Source organism: Phytoactinopolyspora mesophila, from assembly GCF_010122465.1.
In the GTDB taxonomy this organism is placed as follows: Bacteria; Actinomycetota; Actinomycetes; order Jiangellales; family Jiangellaceae; genus Phytoactinopolyspora; species Phytoactinopolyspora mesophila.
This window is the reverse complement of record NZ_WLZY01000001.1, coordinates 925078-948802: the sequence shown is the minus strand read 5'-3', so window position 1 is coordinate 948802 and position 23725 is coordinate 925078. Positions and strand designations below refer to the sequence as shown.

At 67.0% G+C, this 23725-nt stretch carries 19 protein-coding genes; 9 read left to right on the top strand and 10 right to left on the bottom strand.

Annotation, left to right across the window (positions count from 1 at the left end; translation table 11 throughout):
- Positions 1–165: 165 nt before the first annotated feature.
- The 7 genes from F7O44_RS04270 to F7O44_RS04235 all read right to left on the bottom strand — a co-directional run bounded on the left by F7O44_RS04270 (position 166) and on the right by F7O44_RS04235 (position 9606).
- The gene (locus F7O44_RS04270; protein ID WP_162448891.1) at positions 166–978 is read right to left on the bottom strand and encodes an IclR family transcriptional regulator domain-containing protein; all 813 of its coding nucleotides are present in this window, start codon (positions 976–978) and stop codon (positions 166–168) included.
- An 86-nt stretch (positions 979–1064) separates the two neighbouring features.
- The gene (locus tag F7O44_RS04265) at positions 1065–2084 is read right to left on the bottom strand and encodes an electron transfer flavoprotein subunit alpha/FixB family protein (protein WP_162448890.1); all 1020 of its coding nucleotides are present in this window, start codon (positions 2082–2084) and stop codon (positions 1065–1067) included.
- A gap of 91 nt (positions 2085–2175) precedes the next feature.
- Entirely contained in the window at positions 2176–2928 is a 753-nt protein-coding gene (locus tag F7O44_RS04260) for an electron transfer flavoprotein subunit beta/FixA family protein (protein WP_222851038.1), read from the bottom strand.
- Between the two features lie 32 nt (positions 2929–2960).
- Positions 2961–5477, bottom strand: coding sequence for a GcvT family protein (locus F7O44_RS04255; RefSeq protein WP_162448888.1), 2517 nt, complete (start codon positions 5475–5477; stop codon positions 2961–2963).
- A 32-nt stretch (positions 5478–5509) separates the two neighbouring features.
- Positions 5510–7207, bottom strand: a complete 1698-nt coding sequence (locus tag F7O44_RS04250; protein WP_174255873.1) for a formate--tetrahydrofolate ligase — start codon at positions 7205–7207, stop codon at positions 5510–5512.
- The gene (locus tag F7O44_RS04245; RefSeq protein ID WP_222851037.1) at positions 7191–8321 is read right to left on the bottom strand and encodes a methylenetetrahydrofolate reductase; all 1131 of its coding nucleotides are present in this window, start codon (positions 8319–8321) and stop codon (positions 7191–7193) included. Before F7O44_RS04245 ends, F7O44_RS04250 begins: the two co-directional genes overlap by 17 nt.
- A 46-nt stretch (positions 8322–8367) precedes the next feature.
- Positions 8368–9606 (bottom strand): glycine cleavage T C-terminal barrel domain-containing protein, encoded by a 1239-nt coding sequence (locus tag F7O44_RS04235; protein ID WP_162448887.1) that lies wholly within the window; start codon positions 9604–9606, stop codon positions 8368–8370.
- Positions 9607–10094: 488 nt separating this feature from the next.
- Here F7O44_RS04235 and F7O44_RS04230 point away from each other — a divergent pair, with 488 nt between their 5' ends.
- The 9 genes from F7O44_RS04230 (at position 10095) to F7O44_RS04190 (ending at position 19636) form a co-directional block, all read left to right on the top strand.
- A complete protein-coding gene (locus tag F7O44_RS04230) occupies positions 10095–10349 on the top strand; it encodes a Smr/MutS family protein (RefSeq protein WP_162448886.1) in 255 nt (84 codons plus the stop codon).
- Between the two features lie 287 nt (positions 10350–10636).
- A complete protein-coding gene (locus F7O44_RS04225) occupies positions 10637–11422 on the top strand; it encodes an ATP-binding cassette domain-containing protein (protein WP_162448885.1) in 786 nt (261 codons plus the stop codon).
- Positions 11419–12192, top strand: coding sequence for an ABC transporter ATP-binding protein (locus F7O44_RS04220; RefSeq protein WP_162448884.1), 774 nt, complete (start codon positions 11419–11421; stop codon positions 12190–12192). Before F7O44_RS04225 ends, F7O44_RS04220 begins: the two co-directional genes overlap by 4 nt.
- Positions 12189–14084 (top strand): AMP-dependent synthetase/ligase, encoded by a 1896-nt coding sequence (locus tag F7O44_RS04215; RefSeq protein WP_162448883.1) that lies wholly within the window; start codon positions 12189–12191, stop codon positions 14082–14084. The genes F7O44_RS04220 and F7O44_RS04215 overlap by 4 nt, the downstream gene beginning before the upstream one ends.
- On the top strand, positions 14081–14980 hold the full coding sequence (locus F7O44_RS04210) for an ABC transporter permease subunit (protein ID WP_162448882.1): 900 nt from the start codon (positions 14081–14083) through the stop codon (positions 14978–14980). Before F7O44_RS04215 ends, F7O44_RS04210 begins: the two co-directional genes overlap by 4 nt.
- Entirely contained in the window at positions 14977–16188 is a 1212-nt protein-coding gene (locus F7O44_RS04205) for a branched-chain amino acid ABC transporter permease (protein WP_162448881.1), read from the top strand. Before F7O44_RS04210 ends, F7O44_RS04205 begins: the two co-directional genes overlap by 4 nt.
- A 45-nt stretch (positions 16189–16233) precedes the next feature.
- A complete protein-coding gene (locus F7O44_RS04200) occupies positions 16234–17610 on the top strand; it encodes an ABC transporter substrate-binding protein (RefSeq protein ID WP_162448880.1) in 1377 nt (458 codons plus the stop codon).
- 395 nt (positions 17611–18005) lie between these two features.
- Positions 18006–19142, top strand: coding sequence for a M14 family zinc carboxypeptidase (locus F7O44_RS04195; RefSeq protein WP_162448879.1), 1137 nt, complete (start codon positions 18006–18008; stop codon positions 19140–19142).
- Positions 19143–19294: 152 nt separating this feature from the next.
- Complete coding sequence (locus F7O44_RS04190; protein WP_222851036.1) at positions 19295–19636, top strand: MazG nucleotide pyrophosphohydrolase domain-containing protein; 342 nt, start codon at positions 19295–19297, stop codon at positions 19634–19636.
- Between the two features lie 69 nt (positions 19637–19705).
- Here F7O44_RS04190 and cobA read toward each other — a convergent pair whose 3' ends face one another.
- The 3 genes from cobA to F7O44_RS04175 all read right to left on the bottom strand — a co-directional run bounded on the left by cobA (position 19706) and on the right by F7O44_RS04175 (position 23528).
- A complete protein-coding gene (cobA, locus tag F7O44_RS04185; RefSeq protein WP_187361104.1) occupies positions 19706–20890 on the bottom strand; it encodes a uroporphyrinogen-III C-methyltransferase in 1185 nt (394 codons plus the stop codon).
- A 131-nt stretch (positions 20891–21021) separates the two neighbouring features.
- Entirely contained in the window at positions 21022–21717 is a 696-nt protein-coding gene (locus F7O44_RS04180) for a phosphoadenylyl-sulfate reductase (protein ID WP_162448878.1), read from the bottom strand.
- 146 nt (positions 21718–21863) lie between these two features.
- The gene (locus tag F7O44_RS04175) at positions 21864–23528 is read right to left on the bottom strand and encodes a nitrite/sulfite reductase (RefSeq protein ID WP_162448877.1); all 1665 of its coding nucleotides are present in this window, start codon (positions 23526–23528) and stop codon (positions 21864–21866) included.
- Between the last annotated feature and the right edge of the window lie 197 nt (positions 23529–23725).

Genomic DNA, 23725 nt, shown 5'->3' with positions numbered 1-23725 from the left:
TTGCGCGACATGACCCGACCCGTGGCGTGATCGTGAGCAACTCCGTGCATCGCGATCTGTGATCAAGAGCGGAATTCTGCGGCTATAACGACAGATCACTGCTCACGATCACCGGCTGTGGGTGCGGGAAACCGCTCACGATCACGGACGTGATGGGGTCAGCGATCAGGCGCTGGCTTCGGTTGTGTCCTCGGATTCGTCGGCGACGTGCCCGAATCCCGCGGACGCCATCTCGGATGCCTCGCGCACCAGCGTCGCCGCGGCGAGCAACTGATCGCCCTCGAGGCGATACGAAGGACCGGACAGCCCGATAGCGGCGACCACCGAACCGTCGGCGGCGTACACCGGTGCGGCGGCCGCGCTGAGTCCCTCCTCGAACTCCTCGCTGGTGGTGGCGTAGCCGTTGGTTCGGACTTCGTCGATCTCAGCCGCGAGGATGTCCGGATCGACAATGGTGTATTCGGTGTAGCGGTCGTGCTGGCCGAAGATGATGGAGTTGCGTTCGGCGTCGGTGAGGTGGGCTAGCAGCACTTTCCCCGGAGACGTGCAGTGCAACGGGGTGCGCCTGCCCAGCCACGTCCGGCTGGCCACGGTGGATGTGGACAGGATCTGGTCGATGGTGACTGATTCGTAGCCTTCGAGGACCGACAGCGTGACGGTTTCCTCACTGTGCCGGGCCAGCCATTCGCAGCCTGGCTGCGCCTGGCGGGTGACGTCGGGCCCGACGGTGACCGCGTGGGCGAGATGCACCAGCCCGAAGCCCAGGCGGTATTTGCCACTCTGCAAGTGTTGTTCTACGAGTCCGCGACTCTCCAGGGTGCTGAGTAGGCGAAAGGCCGTTGACTTGTGTACGCCTAACGCATGTCCGACGTCAGTGACGCCGGCCCAGTCGGTGCGGGCCAAATACTCCAGAATGGCGATCGCTCGTTCGACGGATTGCACATGACCGGTCGGCCGGCCGTCTCTGGTTGACTCCACACAGCACTAGTCTACCGATCCGGGTCCTGTTGTGACGGGCCCCGGGGTCGACGTGGTGAAACTGTGATTCCGCCCCTGGACACAGCCTAGGCCGTCGCCGCGCGCCGCCGGATCTCGTCGACCACGGCCGGCAGCACCTCGCCGACGTCGCCGATCACCGCGTAGGTGGCTCTGGTGACCAGCGGCGCCTCCGGATCGGTGTTGATCGCCAGGATCGCCTTCGCCCCCATACATCCGACCCAGTGCTGGGTGGCTCCGCTGATCCCGCACGCGATGTAGAGATCGGGGTTGACCTTGGTGCCGGTCTGCCCGACCTGGTCGGTGTGTGGCCGCCAGCCGTTGTTGGTGGCCACGCGGGAACAGCCGACCGCACCGCCGGTCAGCTTCGCCAGTTCCTCCAGCGGCGCGAACCCGTCGGCGCTGCCGACTCCGCGGCCACCGGAGACGACCACCCTGGCACCGGCCAGGGTCACGCCGGCGGAGCGCTGAGCACGTTCGGTGAGGCGGCTGTGGACGAAACTTTCGCCGAAATCGGGTGTGAACGTGACGGAGTCCGCTGCTGCCGGTGCCGGGCCGGGCGCGGGCTCTACGGCGCCGGTTGCGACGGTGACTAGCCGGGTCGGCGCGGTGATCTGGGCGTCTTCGAGCAACATGCCCCCGCTGCGAAGGCGAGTCAGCTGCCAGCCACTTCCGTCGGCACCGGCGTCGACGGTGGTGCAGTTGGCCGCCAACGGCAGGTCGGCGCGGGCGGCGGCCTGTGCCATGATCTCGTTGCCGCGGTCGGATCCGGGTGCGATCACCGCAGGCGGCGCCAGTTGCCGGATCAGCTGGGCTACCGCCTCGCCCCAGCATTCGGGGGAGTAGTCCACGAGCAGCGGATGCGTCATCCGGTGGTATCGCTGGACGCCGTATGCCCGCAGCTCGGCATCAACGGTGCTCATGTCGCCTCGCGTGCCGGCGTCGTCGTCCGTCCCGTCGTCGCTGGTCACAACCACAGCCTCGACCGGCACACCCAACGAGCCAGCGACGTCACGGGCGAGCGTCAGCGCCTCCAACGACGACGCCTGCACCCCCGCTTCGCCGATCTCGACTAGCGCCAGCACCATAATCCTCACCTACACCTTCGTGTTGATCATGGGCAGATGAGACCTTTTGGGCCTCGAATAGGTGCCATGTGCCCATGATCAACAGGGGGACTCAGACGATTTCGAGTTCTTCGAGGAGGTCGACGACGGCCGGAGCGGCAGCCGCGCCCTGCCCGAGCAGCACGGTCTCCGACCGTTTCTCCTCCGGCAGCCGGAGCCGGATCTTGCGCAGCCCACCTGGCTCGGGTGCGGCTTCGAGCACCGCGAACTCGGCCTTGCGCGCCCGTAGACGGCCGCGCATGCTCGGGTACCGCGGCAGGTTGAGCCCTTCCTTGACCGCGACCGCGGCCGGCAACGGCGCGTCGTACACCTCGACACCGGTGGGCACATGGCGCCGCAACGCCGCCCGCCCGGCCTCGAGATCCAGCTCGATGCCCTTGACACCGGTGACCATCGGCCGATTCAGCGCGCAGGCAACCCGGACACCCACCTGGTAGTTCCCCGCATCCGGTGACTCGTTGCCGAACAGGATCAGATCGAAGGGACCGGCCTCGGCCTCCAGCGCGCGGGTCGCCTCAGTGATGGCCGCGGCGGTGGCCTGCGGATCTATCTCGTCCGGACCGGTGTCGACGAGCACCCCGTGGTCGGCGCCCATCGAGATCGCATACCGCAGCTGTTCGTCGGCTTCGGCCGGACCCGCCGTGAGCACGGTGACACTGCCGCCCAGGTCGGCGACGAGACTGACCGCCTCCTCGATGGCGCACTCCTCGTGTGGGCTGACCGTGAACGCGAGATGGCGGGTGTCGACGTCGCGCCCGTCAGCGGACAACTGGGGTGCGCCGCCGGAGGCCGGCACTCGTTTCACACAGACCAGGATCTGCATCACGCACCTCCGCCCTAAGCCTTCATGCGGGAGTCGTCCGGATCGAACAGTGGTGTGCGCCCGGTTCGGGCCACCGTCACCGGGTATCGCTCACCCATGTACTGGACCTGCAGCGACGCCCCTTCGACGGCGTGCTCCACCGGGAGATACGCCATCAGGAGGTAGGAGCCGACAGACGGCCCGGCACCAGCGGTGGTCACGTACGACGGCCGTCCGAGCCGGTCCACGATGCGCTCGCCGGCCAGAGTCAGGATCGGCTCGCCGCCCTGCGGGTAGCGCAGCTGCCCTGACGAGTCATGGTGGTCGTCGACGGTCAGCGTGCACATGGTGGCAGCTAGCGGACGTTCGCGAGCTGCGACATAGGCGGCTTTGCCGATGAAGTCCGCTTCCTTCACCCGGCGTGCGGCCAGCCCGGCCTCCACCGGGGTGTACTCGGACTCCAGTTCGGCGCCCATCAGCCGGTAGCCCTTCTCGATGCGCCCGGTGGTGCCGTAGACGCCGATCCCGGCTGGGACGATGCCCTGCGGGCGCCCCGCCTCGGCCACCGCGTCCCACAACTGCCGGCCTTGCTCGAACGGAGCGTGCAACTCCCAGCCGAGTTCGCCGACGTAGGAGACCCGTAGTGCGAGCACCGGGACGGTGCCGATGTGAATGTGCCGGGCGGTGGCGAACGGAAAGGCTTCGTTGCTGACATCGTCATCGGTGATCGCTTCGAGAACGGCGCGCGCCCGGGGTCCCCACAACCCGAGCGTGCACAGCGCCGACGTCAGATCCACCAGGCTGACCGAGCCGTCGTCGGGCAGGTGGGCGGCGAACCAGGCCCGGTCGCGGGCACCGTCCGCGCCACCGGTGATGACGCGGTAGCGGTCCTCGTCCAGCCGCACGACGGTGAGGTCGCTGCGGAAGCCGCCGTCCGGGCCCAGGACCGGCGTATAGATCAGCCGTCCGACGGGACGATCGGCCTGGCCGACGATCATCCGTTGCACATACGCCATGGCCCCGGGGCCGACCACCTCGAACTGCGCGAACGCGGTCAGATCGATCATGGCCGCGCGCTCGCGCATGGCGAGGTGTTCGGCGTTGATGATCGGCGACCACCAGCGGCGGTCCCACTCGTGCGGCCGGTCGGACACACCGAACTCGTCCACGAGGGCGGCGTTGGACTCGTACCACTGCGGCCGTTCCCAGCCGCCGACCTCGAAGAACTCCGCGCCGAGCTCCTGCTCGCGCTGGTAGAACGGGGAGAGTCGCTGCTGGCGCGACGACGCCCACTGCTCACGCGGGTGGATGATGCCGTAGGTCTTGTTGAACCCTTCCGAGGCGCGGGCGCGGACATGCGCCTGCGTGCGCTGGTGCGGGTAGAAGCGGGCGATGTCGGCGCCGTGCAGGTCGATCTCGGTTGCGCCGTCGGTCATCCAGTCGGCCAGCGCGCGGCCGACGCCCGGCCCTTCCTTGATCCACACGGCAGCGGCCGACCACAACCCCTTGACCTCGGGGGTCTCCCCGAGGAGCGGAGCGCCGTCGGCGGTGAGCGATAGCAAACCGTTGATCGCGTGCCGGACCCCGACGTCGTCACGGTCGAGGATGCTGCCGAACAGCTGTAGTGCGTCCTCCATCTGCGGATCGAAGTCCGCGTGCGTGAACGGCAGCTGGGTGGGGGAGAGCTGGGAAGCGGCAATGGACGGTATGTCGTCCGGGTCGTGCAGGATCGGACGGTGCGCGTACGAGCCCACTTCCAGGTCGGCGCCGCTCTGCCGCTCGTACATGAACGGATCCATGTCGCGCACGATCGGGTAGGCGATCTCGACTCCGGTCTCGGCGAGCTCCGGGATCGGTCCCGCATCGAGCATCTGATGTACGGCCGGGGTGAGCGGGATCGTCGCTCCGGCCATCCGCGCGATCCGCGGGCTCCACACACCGCAGGCGACGACGACCGTCTCCGCTTCGATCGAGCCGCGGTCGGTGACCACCTTGGTGACCCGGCCGCGGTCGGTCTCGATGTCGAGCACCTCGGTGTTCGCCGCGACCGTGAGGTCGGTCATCGCCGCCGCCTGCTCCCGCATCAGCGCGCCGGCCTGCAGCGGGTCCACGACCGCGACGGACGGCGTCCAGAACGCCGACCGGATGATGTCGCGATTCATGAACGGCATCAGCTCGACGGCGCGGGCCGCGCTGATCAGTTCGGCATCGATACCCCACGCCGTGGCCGAGGACATCCGGCGGCGCAGCTCCTCTTCGCGCTCCTCGGTCCGGGCGATTTCGATGCCGCCGCAGGTGGTGAGGACGCCGAGCTTCTCGTACTGGTTCATCGAGTCCAGCGTCAGCGCGGTGATCTCTTTGGAATGATCGACCGGGAAGATGAAGTTCGACGCGTGCCCGGTGGAGCCGCCGGGATCAGGCAGCGGGCCCTTGTCGAGCAGGACGATGCTTCTCCACCCTCGTTCGGCGAGGTGGTAGACGAGGGAGTTGCCAACGATTCCGGCGCCGATCACCACCACATCGGCACGTTCTGGCATGGTGTTCGAGTTCATGACCACGTCCTCCCTCCTTTCCGCCGCGCCCGTCATTTCAGCCCGACGATGTTGCCGTTGCCGTCGATGTCGATATGTTCCGCCGCCGGTGACGACGAGAGCGCCGGCATGGTGCGCATGTCGCCGCAGATCGGGTAGATGAAACCGGCGCCGACGGAGGCCCGCACCTCGCGTACCGGCAGCCGCCAGCCGCGCGGGGCGCCTTTGAGCGTGGGATCCGCCGACAACGAGAGATGGGTCTTGGCGATGCAGACCGGCAGGTTGCCGTATCCGTGGCGCTCGTAGCTGTCCAGCTGACGCTGCGCCGCCGGCGCGATGTCGATGCCGTCGGCGCCGTACACGCCCCTGGCAACGGTGTCGATCTTGCCGGTGAGCGGCAGGTCGTCGGCGTACAGGAGGCGGAACTCAGAGGGTTCCTCACAGGCTTCCGCCACTGCTTCGGCGAGCGGTACCGCGCCCTTGCCGCCATCGGAGAAATGAGTGCTGACCGCGGCGCGTACGCCTTCTTCCGCGGCGACGTCCAGGATGACCTGCCGCTCGCTGGGGTGGTCGGTGGGGAACGCGTTCACCGCCACCACCGGGGTGACGCCGTGCAGCCGGACGTTGGCGATCTGGCGGCGCAAGTTGGCTGCACCTTCGAAGACATCCCTGGGGTTCTCGTCCAGGAGATCCTCGGGCAGCGGTTTGCCGGCCACGATGCGGTAATTGCCGGAATGCGCCTTCAGGGCTCGCACCGTCGCGACGATCACGGCGGCGTCGGGCACCAGCCCGGAGGTCCGGCACTTGATGTTGAAGAACCGCTCCGCGCCCATATCGGCGCCGAAACCGGCCTCGGTGATCAGGTAGTCGCTGCCGCGGATGCCGATCCGGTCGGCGATGATCGACGAGTTGCCGTGGGCGATGTTGCCGAACGGACCGCAGTGCACCAGCACCGGGGTGCCTTCCACGGTCTGCATCAGGTTGGGCTTGATCGCCTCGCGCAGGATGACGGTCATGGCGCCCGCGGCGCGGATCGCCTCCGCCGTGACGGGTTCACCGTCGTAGGTGTAGCCCACCACCATCCGGCCCAGGCGCGCGCGCAGGTCCTGCAGTGAAGCCGACAGCGCCAGCACGGCCATGACCTCGCTGGCCGCGGTGATGTCGAAGCCGGTCTGACGGGGCGTGCCGTCGGCGCGTCCGCCGAGGCCGGTCACGACGTGCCGCAGGTGGCGGTCGTTGACGTCCAGCACCCGGCGCCAGGTCACCGAGTGCGGATCGAGGCCCAGCCGGTTGCCCTGGAAGAGATGGTTGTCCACCATGGCGGCCAGCAGGTTGTGGGCTGCCGTGACCGCGTGCATGTCGCCGGTGAGATGGAGGTTCAGCGCCTCCATCGGCACCACTTGCGAATAGCCGCCGCCGGCGGCGCCGCCCTTGATGCCGAACGTGGGGCCCATGGACGGCTGGCGGATGGCGATGACGCCGCGCTGGTTCAGGACACCGAATGCCTGCCCCAGTCCCACCGTGGTGGTGGTCTTGCCTTCACCCAGCGGGGTCGGTGTGATCGCGGTGACAACGACGTAACGGCCGGGCGGACGGTCGTGGAGTTCGCCGATCGCCTCGAGCGAGATCTTCGCCGTCGCCCGCCCGTACGGTTCGAGCAGATGGTCGCCGAGTCCCATTCCGGCGGCGATGTGGTCCAGCGGTTCAAGCACGGCACTACGGGAGACCGCGAGGTCAGACGGCATGGTCATCGGCGGCCACCTCCTCTCCTGAGCTGAGGCTCCGGCGGCGCTGTTCGAGCCAGCGCACGGTCGGGGCTATCTCGTTGAACGTGTAGATGTGCAGACCCGCCACCAGCGGCGATCGGGTGGTGGCCGGCCGGCGGTGCCTCCGGCCCTGGCCTTCGTCAGCAACCGCGGCATCGTCGGACGTCGCCGCCACCAACTTGCGCAGCAGTGCGTCGGGGCGATAACTGTGCGGCCTGAGCAGCCGACGGGCCACGGCCCGGTGCCTGCGGACGAACCGGACCGAGTCACCCACCCCGATGCGGAAGCTGACCCGCAGGAGCTTCGCCGCGGCGACGGCGCCGGGTATCCCGGCGATGATCGGCAGCGTGACGCCATGTGCACGGGCATCGATGGCGAAGCGGCGGACGAGGTCGGCGTCGAAGCACATCTGCGTCACCGTGTAGGTGGCGTAGTCCTGCTTGGCCACCAGGGTGGACCACAGGGTGTCGTCGTCGATGTTCGGATGGCCTTCCGGGTAGGACGGCACACCGATCTCGTCGAACCGGTATGGCGATGCGTCGATGGCCTTGAGCAGACTGAGTCCGTCGGGGAAGACGCCGGCCCGAGGCGGTCCGTCGATTGGGACCTCTCCCCGCCCAGCGGACTCGCTCGTTCCTCGCTCGCCGATGCCCGCCACACCATGGAGAGGTCCCAATCGACGGACCTCCTGGGGAGGGGCGTCGCCGCTCGGCATGCCCGCCACACCATGGAGAGGTCCCAAACGACGGACCTCGGGGGGAGGGCTGTCGCCGCCGACGACGAACAGATCACGGACGCCCGCAGCATGTAGCCGATGTAGCGCATCGGTGAGCTCCTCGTCGGTGAACTGTCGCGCCGCGAGGTGTGGAACCGCGTCGAATCCGCTCTTGGCTAGAGACTCGGCGAGCCCGACGGTGGCTTCCACGCCATGACGGGGCGAGGCCGTAACCGTGACCTTGGTCCCGGCCGGCAGATAGGTCAGCCGCTCGGCGACACCGGGCAACGGGATGATCTCGAAGCGCGGCCTCTCGAGCAACGCCTGCCAAGCCTGCCGGTTCCGGGCCAGCTGGCGACGTGTCCCAGGGATGGGCTGTTTCATCGTCGCACTCTCCGTTCTCCACGGGACGGTCGGCGTCCGGCCGGATCTATGACCGTGGAGTCTGCTTGCGCGGATCGACGAAAGGCTTCTCGACGACGACCCCGGCCCGCAGCCCGGTAGGCGTCTCTACGACGACGTTGGTGCCGAGCGAGGTGAACTCGAGCGAGAGCATCGTGAGCCCGATGTTGCGCTCCAGCCTGGGGGAGTAGCACGCACTCGTCACCGAGCCGATGACCTCACGGTGGGTGGCCGACGGCGCGAGCACGGTGAAGGGTTCGATCATGGAGCCGTCGTTGAACGAACCGAGCGGCTCGCCGTCGATCTCCAGGCCGACCATCAGCCGGGACACGCCGTTGTCACGGATCCGCTGGAGAGCCTCCTTGCCGACGAAGTCGGCCTCCTGGTCGAGATCGACCATCCAGCGGTAGTCGTAACCGACCTCCATCGGATTGGTGTCGAGCGTGATGTCACAGCCGTAGGACAACATGCCGCCCTCGATCCGGCGGATGTGGCACGGCCCGATGACCCGCATGTTGTGGGCCTGACCGGCCTGCCACACCGCCTGCCAGAGCCGGGCGGCGTTGGCGGTGGCGTTGTACAAGTAGATCTCGTAGCCGACCTCGCCGGTGTACCCGGTGCGGCTGACGACCACATCCATGCCGTCGAGGGTGTAGCTGCGCATGTAGTAGTAGGGCATGTCGAGGATGGACGGCCCGAACAGGTCGACCATGACGTCTTTGGACCTGGGCCCCTGCACCTGGACCGGCGCGACGTCGACCTCCTGGATCTGCACGTTCCAGCCGCCGGCCTGGGCGAGACCGAGTGCCCATAGCCGAACGTCGCTGTCCGCCAGCGAGAGCCAGAACCGGTTCTCCTCGACGCGAAGCAGAATGGGGTCGTTGATGATGCCGCCGTCGGGGGCGGTGATGAACACGTACTTGCACTGGCCGACGGCACATTTGTTGAGGTCACGGGGGACCAGGTAGTTGGTGAAGTCGAAGGCGTCCGGGCCGGAGATCTCCAGCTGGCGTTCCACGCCGACGTCCCACAGCGTGACGTCGCTGAGCAGATGCCAGTACTCCGCGACCGGGTCGCCGTAGTGGCGCGGGTGATATGTGTGGTTGTACACGCTGTACATCGCCACACCGTGGGCGCGGGACTGCCAGAAGTACGGAGACTTTCGCACCCTCGGGTAGAGCAGGATCTGTGGGCTGGTCGGTGTGCTCTTCACGGGCGGTTCAGTAACCGTCGTCTCCGTGAACTGGTGTCCGAGTAGATCGGTCATGTCGCCCCCTTCTGAGCAGCGTGGAGATGTCCCGGTTTGGGTGAATTGAAGTTAGAGTGACATCGAGTGATGCCAGGCATATGCGCAGGTTATTACCGGTAGGTTGCTTAATAAGCAACCGTTCTGTACTACGCAACCCAAGTGTTACGCGCAGATCACGGCCCCGTCAAGCATCTTGGTTGATCAGTTTGATCGTGTCTTTCCCGGGTTTGTCGCGGGGTGGCCGTGCGGTGGGGATGATCTTGCGCGTAGGCGTGTGTGCACTGATGTTCCGGAGTGCTTCGCGAGCGTGTCGGCGGCGGATGAAAGCGCCTGCTCAGCAAGCAGGTCCGTACCAGTTGGGCGGATTCGCGGGGTGGTGCGTGCCACTTCGATACCGCCAGGTTGGCTAGGTGGCCGGATGAACCGATTCAGAGGCATCTGGCGGTATCGAAGTCGGGGGTGGCTCCGCTTGCGGCGGCTCGTGTGCGCGGGGGACGATATGTCAGGTGAAGCTCAAGCTCGATCTGCACGACGTTTACAACCGCGGTGGGGAGATCGACCGCCAGCTACGCGACATCATCGACGAGGCTGTGGAGAAGAAGGCCAAACTCGTCGAGATCATCCCCGGCAAGGGGTCTGGTCAGTTGAAGAAACGTGTGCTGCGGTTCCTGCAGCAGAAGGAGATCAAGGCTCTCTACCACCGCGTGGAGAAGGACTCCGACAACTTCGGCCGGGTCTTCGTGCACTTCCGCTGGAAGTAGGCGCCGCCTTCCGACGTGCGCACGCCCGAGTGCGGCATGGCACGCTGGAGGCCGGTCGGAAATCGGTATCTCACCAAGGTCTACGTGTGCCCAGCGAGCCATGCCCGCAATGGCGCGTTGGTGCGCACACGTCGCCGATGTCGGAACGGGTACACATTTCCGAACAGCTTGGCCACAGCTGGCCGATAACCATTGACACCAAAGCTACTGGCGAGTAGGAACCTATCACCGCTGGTGAGTTAAGTGGTTGTCACGTGATGGTTGCCGGGCGACGAAACGAGGCCTGAGTGCTGGCGATCGAAAACCTGGACGTCGTGTACGAGGACGTCATCCTCGTACTGAAGAGTGTCACGCTCGAGGTGCCCAGGGGCGAGATCGTTGCGCTGCTGGGGGCCAACGGAGCGGGCAAGACCACAGTTCTGCGGGCGATCACCGGCCTGCTGGACATCCACCGCGGCTCGATCACGCGAGGCAGCGTGACCCTGGACGGCCGCCCGATCGACCATCTCGACGCCCCGGGGACGGTGGCGGCTGGTATCGGGCAGGTGATGGAAGGCCGGCGGATCTTCACCGAGTTCACTGTCGAGGAGAACCTGCGCATCGGCGCCCATACCGCGGACCGCGACACGATCGGGGCCGGACTGGAGCGTGCGTACACGCTGTTCCCCGTCCTGGCCGAGCGTCGCACTCAGGTCGCCGGCTACCTGTCGGGTGGTGAGCAGCAGATGCTCGCGATGGGCCGTGCGCTGATGGCCCAGCCGGACTACCTCCTGCTCGACGAACCCAGCCTCGGGCTGGCGCCGCTGCTCGTCCAGCAGATGAAAGACCTCATCCTCGAGATCAATGAGCAAGGCACCGCTGTCCTGCTGGTCGAGCAGAACGCGGCCATGGCGCTGTCCGTCGCCTCACACGGCTATGTTCTGGAGACCGGCAAGATCGTCATGGACAAGTCGGCGGAGGCACTTCGGGCTGACGACGACATCCGCGAGTTCTATCTCGGCCTCGCCGACGAAGGCGCGGTTTCCTTCCGAGATGTCAAGCATTACAAGCGCCGGAAGAGGTGGCTGTCATGACTGCCGCTCCGCTCCTCGAGGTGGACGACCTGACGCTGCGCTTCGGCGGCATGACGGCGATCGATCAGGTGGGTTTCACCGTCGACGACGGCGAGCTGTTCGCCATCATCGGGCCCAACGGCGCCGGGAAGACATCCATCTTCAACTGCCTGTCCGGCGTCTATCGCCCGCAGCAGGGCCGGATCCGGTTTCGCGGCGAAGAGCTGCTGGGACAACGCCCGGATCACATCGCCCGGCGCGGCGTGGCGCGCATGTTCCAGAACATCGAGCTGTTCGACAACTTGAGCGTTCTGGACAATCTGATGCTGGGCCGGCATCAGCACCTGAACTACGGCACGTTGTCCGCGCTCGTGTACGCCGGACGGGCGAAGCGAGCCGAGATCGAGAACCGGCGCGCGGTCGAAGACATCATCGACTTCCTCGAGATCGAGGCCATCCGCCGCAGCCTGGTGGGGATGCTGCCGTACGGGCTGAAGAAGCGGGTCGAACTCGGGCGGGCGCTGGCCATGGCTCCTCAGCTGCTCCTGCTGGATGAGCCGGTGGCCGGGATGAACGTCGAGGAGACCGAAGACATGGCCCGGTTCATCCTCGATATCCGGACCGAGCTCGGCATCACCATGATCATGGTGGAGCACGACATGGGACTGGTGATGGACATCGCCGACCGGGTGCTGGTTCTCGACTTCGGACAGTGGATCTCGCTGGGGCCGCCGTCGGCTGTGCAGAACGATCCCGCGGTCATCAAGGCCTACCTGGGTGAGACGGCATGACGACGACGCAGGCCAGCACCGTAGAGACCTGGCGAACCATCCCGCAACGGATCCGCGCGTGGGCGCAGCAGGATCCGGACCGGGTCTGCCTGCGAGAGAAGCGGTTCGGTATCTGGCAGGACATCACCTGGAGTGGCTACTGGGAGAACGTCGGGCTGGTGGCGCACGGACTGGCGGCGCTCGGGGTCGGGCCGGGGGACCGGGTGGCGATCCACTCGGAGAACCGTCCCGAGTGGCTCTACACCGATGTCGGGTGTGTGGCGATCCGCGCGATCAGCGTCGGCCTCTACTCGACCAACCCGCCGGCCGAGGTCGCCTACCTGCTGCGCGACTCCGGAGCCAGGGTGCTGGTCGCCGAGGACCAGGAGCAAGTGGACAAGGCGCTGGCCGTGGAAGACCAGTGTCCGGATCTCGAGTGGATCGTGTACCTCGAGCCGCGCGGGGTGCGTGAGTACCAGAACCCGAAGCTGCTGTTCTGGCCGGACTTCATCGAGCGCGGCCGGGAGCACCTGGCCGCGAATCCCACGCTGCTCGACGATGCCGCCGCAGCCGCCGAGCCCGACGACGTCGTCACCCTCATCTACACATCCGGAACCACCGGCCCGCCGAAGGGCGCGATGCTCACCGCACGCAACGTGTCCTTCGCGACTGACACGCTCGGCGCCGGCTCAGGCCTCTACGACCCGCCCCCGCACTCCAGCGACGTGACGTTGTCCTACCTGCCGCTGTGCCATGTCGTGGAGCGGGCGGCCACTATCTGGGTGAACGCGGCCGCGGGGACCACGGTCCATTTCGCCGAATCGATCGACACCGTCGCCGCGAACCTGCGCGAGGTGCAGCCGACGCTGTTCTTCGGTGTGCCGCGGATCTGGGAGAAGATCCACGCCGGAATCCAGATCAGGATGAGCACCGCGTCCCGTCTCAAGCGGCTTGTCTATGGCGCCGGAATGGCGCTGGCGGGACGGATCGCCGACGATCTCGTCCGAAGCGAGGGGCGTCCGACCGCACGGACCCGGCTGCTATACGCGCTCGGTTATCCATTGCTGTTCCGGGCTCTGCGCGACCGGATCGGGCTGCGCAAGGTCCGCGCGTGTGGTTCGGGTGCTGCCCCGATCGCCCCGGAGGTGCTGAAGTTCTTCTTCGGTATCGGCGTGGTGATCCGGGAGGCCTACGGCATGACGGAGAACTCGGCCGTGGCCACCGGAACTCGTGGCGACCGGGTGAAGCTCGGCACGGTGGGTGAGCCACACGCCGGCACGGAGCTGCGCCTGGACGAAGCCACCGGCGAGGTGCTCACCCGGCATCCGGCCAACTTCGCCGGCTATTGGAACAAGCCCGACAAGACGGCGGAGGTGCTGGACGCCGACGGCTGGCTGCACACCGGGGACGTCGGCGAGTGGGTGGACGGGTCACATCTGAAGATCGTCGACCGGATCAAAGACGTGATCATCACCGCCGGAGGCAAGAACATCGCACCGTCGGAGATCGAGAACGCGCTGAAGACATCCCCGTTCATCAAGGAAGCCGTCGTGATCGGGGATAGGCGAAATTACCTGACCGCGTTGATCGGCATCGAGTTGGAGACGGTCGGCAACTGGGCGCAGCGTCGGCGGCTCCCGTACACCACCTATCGCGACCTCACCGAGAAGCGTGAGGTCCTGGAGCTGATCCAAGGCATCGTCAAACAGGTCAACGAGAATTTCGCGCGGGTCGAGAATATCCGCCAGTTCCGGACCTTCCCCAAAGAGCTCGATCACGATGACGGCGAGCTGACTGCCACTCAGAAGGTCAAACGGGCCACACTGCACGACCGGTTCGGGGACCTGATCGAGGACATGTACGGCGGCACCAAGAAGTTCCCCGGCGGCGACCTGACGGAGGTCCACACGTGAGCGAGCTGATCTCGTTGGGGTTGATCCGCGGGCTGGGGATCGGCAGCACCTATGCGTTGCTGGCCGTCGGCTTCGTGATCATCTACCGCGCTACTGGTGTGATCAACTTCGCGCAGCCCGCCCTGATGATCCTGGGCGCCTACGTGACGTCGGTCTTCGCGACCAGCGTGGGGATCCCGTTCCCGCTGGCCGTCATCGCGGCGATGGCTGTGCTGGCGCTCGTAGGCCTGGCCACGGAACGGGTGGCGTTACGGCCCATGGTGGGCAAATTGCCGTTCGCCGCGGCCATGGTCACCGTCGGTGTGTTCATCGTGCTGTTCGTCGTCGCCCATCGCCTGATCGGTGCCCAGGTCCGAACCGTCGGCGACCCGTGGGGCCTGGAACGGATGTCGGTCTTCGGCATCGGGGTCGCGCAGGTCGACGTCGCGAAGATCGTCATCTCGATGGTGGCCATCGGTGCCGTCGGGCTGTTCCTGGCGAGGTCCCGGCTGGGGCTGGCCATGCGGGCCACCTCGATGGATCAGGAGGTCGCCCTTGCCCAGGGCGTGAACGTCGGCCGGATGTTCGGCCTGGCCTGGGCCATCTCCGCCGCGCTGGCCGCGCTCGCCGGGATGCTCATCGGCACCGCGGCGGGCGGGTTCGACGCGGTCCTGGCGCTGGTCGCGCTGAAGGCACTGCCGGTGATCATCGTCGGTGGGCTGGACTCCATCAAGGGTGCGGTCTACGCGGGGTTGTTCATCGGTGTGGCCGAGGCGCTGACGCGTACCTACCAGCCCCAATACGCGCCGTGGCTCGGCGCGAACTTCGACGTCGTCGTGCCCTACGTGATCATGATCGTCGTCCTGGTGTTCCGGCCGTACGGCCTGTTCGGCACCCGAGAGGTGGAGCGCGTATGACCGGAACCACCACAGCACCCGAACGTGGCCGCCCGGCCGGCGGCGGGCCGTCCGGGGGCCGCAGTGGGAGCTTCCTCGGAGGCCGGCGCGGAGGTCTGCGGGGGCGCCCGATGCTCTACACGTCCTACGGCGCTGATCAGGCGATCTGGAACACCCCGGCGAAGCGCGCGTGGACGCTGGCGCTGGTCGCCGTCGTGCTGATGTTGCCGTTTGTGCTCAGCCGCGACTTGACCAGCCTGCTCACGACGGTCTTCATCTTCGCGATCGGTGGCATCGGGCTCAACCTGATCACCGGCTACGCCGGGCAGGTGTCCCTGGGGCATGCGTTCTTCATGGGCCTGGGCGCATACACGGCGGCGATCTTCGGAGGGGAGGCAACCGACAGCGTCGTCGGTCTCGGCCTCGACATGGCGATCTGGCTGCCGATGGCCGGGATAGTGCCGGCCGCCGTCGGGCTGCTGGTGGCACCGCTGGCGGCACGGGTCCGAGGACTGTACCTGGCGATCCTCACCCTCGGCCTGGTCTTCATCGGCGAGCACATCTTCAAGGAAGCGCGCTCGATCACCGGCGGAGCCGGCGTCGGCCGGGCACCCGCGGAGCCGGTCCTGTTCGGCCTGGATCTACGCGCGCGTTACCACGTGTTCGGCCACATCCTCTCGCGCGAAGCGGTGTTCTACTTCGTCTGTTTCGCGATCTTCGTCGTGATGGCGATCGCCGCCCGCAATCTGACCCGGTCCAAACTCGGCCGGGCCTTCGCCGCTGTGCGAGACCGGGACGTGGCGGCCGCGGTGATGGGTGTGTCGCTGCAGCGCACCAAGACACTGGCATTCACGATCTCGTCGTTCTACGCGGGTATTGCCGGAGCCCTGCTGGTGCTGGTGATCGGCCGGGTCACCCCCACCAACTGGAACCTGTTCCTGTCCATCGACTTCCTGGCCGTCATCCTGATCGGCGGCATCGCCACGATCAGCGGATCCATCCTGGGAGCGGCATTCGTGGTGCTCATGCCGCGGCTGGTCTCGGAACTGGCCGACGTCGTGCCCTTCATCTCCACGAGCCCAGGCAGCGGTTTCCTGTCTGTCTTCCAGCTCCAGACGATGTTGTTCGGGGCGTTGATCGTGGTGTTCCTCGTCCTTGAACCTCGTGGGCTGTACGGACTGTGGATCAGAGTCCGCAACTACTGGAAGGCCTGGCCGTTCTCGCATTAGCGACAACCGACCACTGATCCGAACCGACAGAAAGAGGAGATTCCGATGAAAAGTACCAAGACACGGCGCTTGGTCGCCGTGCTCGGAGTGGTGGCGTTGATGGCGACGGCCTGTGCCGTCGATGACGACGACGGCGCCGAAGACGAGACCCCGGAGGTCACCGAAGAAGACGACCCCGCCGACGAGGACGAGCCGCCGGATGAGGGAGAGGCCGACGGCATCGCCTTCGACATCGGCGTCACCGAGGAGCCGTGCCCGGAGGCGGTCAATCCGGACAACGGCTGTATCTACCTGGGTGTGCTGTCCGACCTGAGCGAAGGGCCGTTCGCGGCGCTGGCGATCCCCATCACGGCCGGTCAGGGCGCCTTCTGGCAGCGGGTGAACGAGGACGGCGGCATCGGCGGCTTCGACATCGACATCGCGACGTACACTCGCGACACGTTGTACGACCCGCAGGAGCACAGCGCCCGGTACCGGGAGATCGAGCCGAACATCCTGGCGCTGGCCCAGACTCTCGGAACGGAACCCACCGAGGCGATCCTGTCCGACATGGACAGCGACGACGTCATCGGCGCCCCGGCGACGTGGTGGTCGGGCTGGCACTTCGAGGACAGCGACCAGGGTCTGATCCTGGAGTCGGGGTATTCGTACTGCATCGAGTCGCAGATCGGCCTGGATTGGGCCGCTGCGAATGTCGCGGAGCCGTCGTCGGTTCTCGCTGTCGGCTACCCGGGCGACTACGGAGGAGACTCCGCGGCCGGTGTCGAGGCGTGGGCCGAGGCGAACGACGTGGAGTTCGCCGGCTGGGTCGAGACCGCCCCGGACGCCGTCGTCGGCTCGCAGGACGCGGCGATCGGCCAGGTCGTGGGCAGCGGCGCGGACGTCGTCGTACTTGCCGTTGGCCCGGCCGAGGCGGCAGCGATCGTCGGCGGTTCGATCGCCAACGGTTTCGAGGGCCAGTTCCTCGGCTCGGTGCCTACGTGGAACCCCGCATTGCTGGACTCCCCGGCGGGTGAGGCGCTGAAGGCCGTCTACCTGCATATCGCTCCGTGGGAAGGCTGGGAGGCGGACACAGCCGGGCACGAAGCCATGCGTGAATCAGTTGGAGGCGACCTGCCGGACAATGAGGGCTTCATCTTCGGCTGGGTGTGGTCGTACCCGATCAAGGCGGCTCTGGAAGCTGCGGCCGCGAACGAAGACCTGACCCGGGCCGGCCTGCGGTCGGCGGTGGATGGGCTCGAGGTCGACTACGAGGGCATGCTGCCCACGGCTACCTTCGGCGGCGACCCGGACGAGACCGCCACGCGCACCGCGGTGATCAACCGCCCCGACGAAGACGCCCCGCTCGGTGTGTCGACGGTCGAGGCGGACGTCACCGGTGAGACGGCCGACGCCTACGAGTACACATCGGCCTGCGCCTGAATGCCGCCGGTGTGATGTGAACGCGACGTTGGCGCACGGGTTTCGCCCGTGCGCCAACGTCGTTTCACCAGTGACGGGGCAGTGGTGCGCGACTGAGCCGGAGGTGAGACATCTCCAGGCGCGATGACCTGATCAACACGTGGCCCGCTTAGAACCCGCGCGAATAGGGAGTCGCCGGGCTCGCGGGCCCGGGCATCCTGGCTAGCTGCGTTCTCGTCAGTCGACGCACAAACCCAGTGCGACTCCTTCCTCGGCCTTGCTATCCAGGCGCCCGACCCCGCTCCCTATCCGGCGCCCCTATTCGCGCGGGTTCTTATTGACTTTCTGTGACGACAGTGTGCTATACGTCATAGGGCCGACATTTCGTCGGTGCGCCGCCGGCAGAAGGGACGTCCATGAGCCGCCCACACCGTCGTCACCCGATCTTGTTCGTCTGCATGCTTGTTCTGGCGTTGGTGGCCGGCTCGGCCGGCGTCGCCGTTGCCGGCAAGCCTGGAGGTCCGCACGTCCCACCGGGGCAGGAGGACCCGAACCGGTCTGCCATGCTCAGCTATGAGGATGTCCAAGCTGAGCTGAAAGCGATCGAGGCGCGCAGCAAGGGCGCGGTCCAAGTGGAGGAGATCGGCCTGAGCGGCGAGAGCCGTTCGCTGAGCGTGGCCTACATCGGATCCGGAGATACCCGGGTCTGGGTCCAGGGCCGTATCCACGGCAACGAGCCGTACGGAGCGGAGGCTTCGCTTGCGTTCCTGAAGCAACTGGCGGCTGGCGGGAAGCATGCCCGCGAGGTGCTGGAGGAGATCACGTTCGTGGTGATTCCGTTGTACAACCCGGACGGCTACGAGGCCTACATCCGGCAGGACACTGTCCACGGAATCGACCTCAACCGGGATTGGGGCGTGGACCGGGACACGTTCGACCTGGTCAACTCGATCCGAGTGGACGGGGGCCTGGCGCCGCTGCCGGACTCCGTATTCGACAACTACACCCGGCACCGCGCCGTGGAGTCGCAAGCACATTGGTATCTGTGGGCCGACTTCCTGCCGCACTACATGATCGACATCCATCACCAGGGCACGTACTACTCGGGCGATTCCGACGACATGACCACTTTCTCGATGGGTATTTCGCTCGATCCGGGGATGCTGGAGGAAGCACAGTGGGACGCCGTACGGCAGATGGCCGTCGTGGCGGCCGACGCGGCCGGCAAGAACGGAGCGGTCAACGTCACGCGTTACCCGTACATCAACATTCCGGAGGGCGTCACCTCGGCGTCCATGCTGGATGCGCCCGGACCTGACGGCGAATACGCGGGATGGCGGACCAACGCGATGTTCTTCGAGACTCGCGGCGGCATCGGCCAGAAGAGCCGCGGCTACCTGGTCAAGCAGAACGTCGCCGGCCTGTGGGCCATTACCGACGCGATCGCCGACGGCACGCTGTCCGACGTCGACCCAGACCGGTGGACCGACATTCCGCCACGTGGCGCGCCGATCACTCAGTGCACCAAGTTCCCGCAGCAGTGCGCCTACTGATCGTCTCAGCGGTACGCCGCCGTCCGAAGCCCAACCCACCGCTCCCTAAATGATCATGTTTGGTAGGTTCTCTCGTGCGTCAAAGGGCCTGCAGGCATGGTGATGCACGAGGAAACCCACCAAACATGATCATTTAGCTGAGGTTGGTTGGAATGGGCGAGTCGATAACGCGCGTTGCGGACTTCCTGGAGCGCAACGATGCCTACATGAGCATCGAGGCGCGGAGTATGGACATCTGCAGCGAGGCTGGCGAGGTCGCGAAGGAGGTGCTCGCAGCCACCGAGTACGGGCGGCGGCCGTTCCAGGCTGCCGCGGCGCCAGGCCTGGCCGGCGAGATCGGCGACCTGCTCTACTCGGTGCTTGCGCTGGCTGCGGAGGTCGGAATCGACCCTGAGGCCGCCCTCGACGCCGCGTTGGACAAGTATCAGAAGCGCCTCGCCGGCGGCTCAATGGGTTCTGGTGGCTCCGCAGGCTCCGTCGGCGCGGCCGGCTGAGCGACTCGCCCTTGCGGTGCGCCCGCGGGGTGTCGTCGCCCGTCGTGGTCCGGGGCCACGACGGGCGGGTCAGGGCTTAGAGAGTTCGGTGGCGACGTTGACGACGTCGCCGACGACGATCACCGCCGGTGGCTTGGCGCCCACGGCGGCGGCGCGCTGGGCGATGTCGGCGAGGGTGCCGGTGGTCAGTCGCTGACGCGGGCCGTATCCGTCCTCGACGACGGCGGCCGGCGTCGAGGCGTCCATGCCCGCGTTCACCAGGTTGGTTGCCGTATCCGCCAGCAGCGAGACGCCCATCAGGAACACCAGGGTGCCCTCGCTCGCCGCCAATGACGGCCAGTCGAGGCCTTCATGTCCGGATACGACGGTGAACTGCTTGCAGATGCCGCGGTGGGTCACCGGGATACCGGCTGCCGCAGGCACCGACACCGCGCTGGTTACCCCGGGCACTACTTCGAACGGCACGCCGGCCTCGTGGCAGGCCAGCGCTTCCTCCCCGCCGCGCCCGAGCACGAACGGGTCACCGCCCTTGAGACGCACCACCCGATGGCCGGCTTGAGCGTGCTCGACCAGTAGCCGGTTGATCTCGTCCTGGGGGACCGGATGGTGTCCTGGTGTTTTACCGACGTCGATGACGACGACGTCGTCGTCCAGTTCATCGAGCAGGGAGCGCGGACCGAGGCGATCGACGACGACGACGTCGGCGCCGGCCAATAGTTGCCGTCCGCGCGTGGTGATCAGCCCGGGGTCGCCCGGCCCCCCTCCGACCAGCGCGACACTACCTGCGGTCTGTCCGGTGCGGACGTGGCGCAGCGGAAGCTCACCGTTCTCCAGGGCAGCCTGCACGGCGTTGCGCAGCGCCCGGGCGCGGCCGGGATCTCCGCCGCCGCTGACCGCGATGACGACATCGCCGAGGCGCGCGACAGCTGGCGTCCACGCCGGCGAGGCACTCGCGTCGTCGGCCCGGACACACCATACGCGCGCTGCTTCGGCTTCGGCGGCCACGGCGTCGTCGACCGAACGGTCGCCGGTGGCGGTGTGCACCAGCCAGGCGCCGTCGAGATCGGTGGACCGGTACTGCCGGGGCTGCCAGTGCACCCGCCCGGCGCTGATGAGCTCGGCCATCGGTTCGCACACGGCGGGGGCGACGACGACGAGGTCGGCGGCGGCATCGGCCAGCGCTTCAGCGCGTCGTGCGGCCACCGGGCCCCCACCCACGACCACCGCGCGCTTGCCCGCAAGGTCGAGCAGCAGCGGATATCTCCGGTGATCGTCAGTGGGTTGTGGTTGCTCCGCTGACTCGCGACCAGGGGTTTTCCCGACGGGTAACGACCGCGGCGTACTGTCGATCACCGGGGGGTTGTGGTCTTGCGACGGCGTGCCCACTAGAGGTGGATCCCGCACTCGGTCTTGGACGAACCCGCCCAGCGGCCGGCCCGGGCATCTTCACCGGGCGCCACCGGCCGGGTGCAGGGCTCGCAGCCGATCGACAGGTAGCCGATCTGCTTGAGCGGGTTGACCAGGATGTTGTACTTGGCGACGTACTCGTCGACGTCGTCGTCGGTCCAGGTGGCAAGCGGGTTGATCTTGACCTTGCGCCGCTTGGGATCCCAGGTGACGACGGGAGTCTCGGCGCGGCTGGGCGACTCGGCGCGGCGCAGCCCACCGGCCCATGCGTCGTACGGCGCGAGCGCGCGGTCCAGCGGCCACACCTTCCGGATCGCGCAGCACAGGTCCGGATCGATCTTGTACAGCTGACCGTACTCCGCCTCGTGCTCAGGGACTCGCAGCGGATGAGTGATGGTCTCGACGTCGATGTTGTAGGCGGCCGCGATCGCGTCGCGGGTGCCGATGGTCTCGGCGAAGTGGTAACCCGTGTCGAGGAAGAGCACCTTGATGCCGGGCACGGCCAGGGATGCCACGTGGGAGAGCACACCGTCAGCCATCGACGCCGTGACGGCGAACTTCTCACCGAAGGTCTCGTGGGCCCAGCGAACGATGTTGCCGGCGGACTCGTCTTCCAGGTTGCGGGCGGCGTCGAGGGCGAGTTCTTCCAGCGGTTCGGTCGTGGTGATGGTCATCTAGAGTCCCCTTCGCGTGGACAGGCCAAGCATCTTCACCGAAAAGACACGCAGACAAGAGCGGCATTCCCAGCCCCCATGTTCCTCAACCGGGAAGAGATCTTCCTCACCGCAGAACGGGCAGTGCAGGATCGCCGCTCGTGTCGTCATTGCAGAGCCGCCTCCTCAGCACGAGCGACCCACTGAGCAAAGCGCTCTCCGGGTTCGCGCTGGGCGAGAAAGCCTCGGACCAGCCGTTCCACATATTCCGGCAGCTCGGCAGCGGTGACCTTGTGCCCGCGTAGCTTGCGGCCGAAGCCGGCGTCCAGGCCGGTGCCGCCGCCCAGATGCACCTGGAATCCTTCTTCGCCCTTGACGATCTGGCCCTTGAGGCCGATGTCGGCGACCTGGATGCGGGCGCACGAGTTGGGGCAGCCATTGACGTTGAGGGTGATCGGCACGTCGAGCTGGTCGTTGACATCCTCGAGGCGCTTCTCCAGCTCGGCCACGGTGTCAGAGGCCAGGCCCTTGGTTTCCACGATGGCCAGTTTGCAGTACTCCAGGCCCGTGCAGGCCATGGTGCCACGGCGGAAAACGCTGGGCCGGGCCTGCAGACCGATGGAGTCGAGGTCGGCGATGAGCGGCTCCACGGCGTCGGCCTCGACGTCGAGGATGACGAGCTTCTGATACGGCGTGGCCCGGATCCGGGTCGAGCCGTGCCGTTCGGCCATGTCGGCCAGGGTCGCGAGAGTGGTTCCGGAAACACGTCCCACCAGCGGAGCCACGCCGACGTAGTAGCGGCCGTCCTTCTGCTCGTGGACGCCGACGTGGTCGAAGGGTTGCTCGGGGACCGGGGGAGCCGGGCCGTCGATCAGCTTGCGGCCCAGGTAGTCGTCGGACTCGAGCACTTCGCGGAACTTCTCCGCACCCCAGTCGTCGACGAGGAACTTCAGGCGGGCGCGGTGCCGCAGGCGGCGGTAGCCGTAGTCGCGGAAGATGCGGGTGACGCCGGCCCAGACCTCTGGCACCTCCTCCAGCGGGATCCAGGTGCCGAGGCGCACGGCCAGCTTCGGGTTGGTGGACAGTCCACCACCGACCCAGAGGTCGAGGCCGGGGCCGTGCTCGGGGTGGTTGACCCCGATGAAGGAGATGTCGCTGGTCTCGTGTGAGACGTCGGGCAGCCCGCTGATGGCCGACTTGAACTTACGTGGCAGGTTCGAGAATTCGTGCGAGCCGATATAGCGGTTCTGGATCTCCTCGATGGCCCACTCCGGGTCGAGGACCTCGTCGGCCGCGATGCCCGCCACCGGTGAACCGAGGATGACCCGCGGCGTATCTCCGCACGCTTCCATCGTGGACAGCCCGACGGCCTCGAGCTTCTCCCAGATGGCCGGAACGTCTTCGACACGGATCCAGTGCAGCTGGACGTTCTGCCGGTCGGTGACGTCGGCGGTGTCGCGCGCGTAGGTGGTGGAGATGTCCGCGATGACGCGCAGCTGTTCGGTGGTGAGCGCACCGCCGTCGATGCGCACCCGCAGCATGAAGTACTCGTCGTCTAGCTCGTGCGGCTCCAGCACGGCCGTGCGTCCACCGGGAATGCCGGGACGACGCTGGGTGTACAGGCCGTACCAGCGGAACCGGCCGCGCAGGTCCTGCGGGTCGATACTGGCGAAGCCCCGCTTGCTGTAGATGTTCTCGATGCGCGCACGCACGTTGAGGCCGTCGTCGTCCCTCTTGACCCGCTCGTTGGGGTTGAGGGGTTCGAGGTGGCCGAACGCCCACTGGCCTTCGCCGCGCGGTCGGCGGGGGATGTCAACCTTGCTCGGTGGCATTGAGAGATCTCGTCCTCGAGGGGTCGGGGACGCAGCGAAACGCGCGGGTCAGATCGACGGTGACCGATTAGCCGACACGTCCGAGCGCCCGGAATAGAATCGACGGGCGGGTCAGCTGGCCAGACACATCATGCTGGCGACGCGCCGGAAATCCACGTGGCGGCGGACCACGAGGTAGAGCATCGACGCGTTCAACA

Excerpts from the sequence above, each read along its gene's own strand:
- F7O44_RS04265 (WP_162448890.1), bottom strand. The coding sequence starts at position 2,084 with ATGGTGCTGGCGCTAGTCGAGATCGGCGAAGCGGGGGTGCAGGCGTCG.
- F7O44_RS04220 (WP_162448884.1), top strand. The coding sequence starts at position 11,419 with ATGACTGCCGCTCCGCTCCTCGAGGTGGACGACCTGACGCTGCGCTTC.
- F7O44_RS04180 (WP_162448878.1), bottom strand. The coding sequence starts at position 21,717 with ATGACCATCACCACGACCGAACCGCTGGAAGAACTCGCCCTCGACGCC.
- F7O44_RS04190 (WP_222851036.1), top strand. The coding sequence starts at position 19,295 with ATGGGCGAGTCGATAACGCGCGTTGCGGACTTCCTGGAGCGCAACGAT.
- F7O44_RS04200 (WP_162448880.1), top strand. The coding sequence starts at position 16,234 with ATGAAAAGTACCAAGACACGGCGCTTGGTCGCCGTGCTCGGAGTGGTG.
- F7O44_RS04205 (WP_162448881.1), top strand. The coding sequence starts at position 14,977 with ATGACCGGAACCACCACAGCACCCGAACGTGGCCGCCCGGCCGGCGGC.
- F7O44_RS04245 (WP_222851037.1), bottom strand. The coding sequence starts at position 8,321 with ATGAAACAGCCCATCCCTGGGACACGTCGCCAGCTGGCCCGGAACCGG.
- F7O44_RS04235 (WP_162448887.1), bottom strand. The coding sequence starts at position 9,606 with ATGACCGATCTACTCGGACACCAGTTCACGGAGACGACGGTTACTGAA.
- F7O44_RS04215 (WP_162448883.1), top strand. The coding sequence starts at position 12,189 with ATGACGACGACGCAGGCCAGCACCGTAGAGACCTGGCGAACCATCCCG.
- F7O44_RS04175 (WP_162448877.1), bottom strand. The coding sequence starts at position 23,528 with ATGCCACCGAGCAAGGTTGACATCCCCCGCCGACCGCGCGGCGAAGGC.
- F7O44_RS04255 (WP_162448888.1), bottom strand. The coding sequence starts at position 5,477 with ATGAACTCGAACACCATGCCAGAACGTGCCGATGTGGTGGTGATCGGC.
- F7O44_RS04250 (WP_174255873.1), bottom strand. The coding sequence starts at position 7,207 with ATGACCATGCCGTCTGACCTCGCGGTCTCCCGTAGTGCCGTGCTTGAA.
- F7O44_RS04195 (WP_162448879.1), top strand. The coding sequence starts at position 18,006 with ATGAGCCGCCCACACCGTCGTCACCCGATCTTGTTCGTCTGCATGCTT.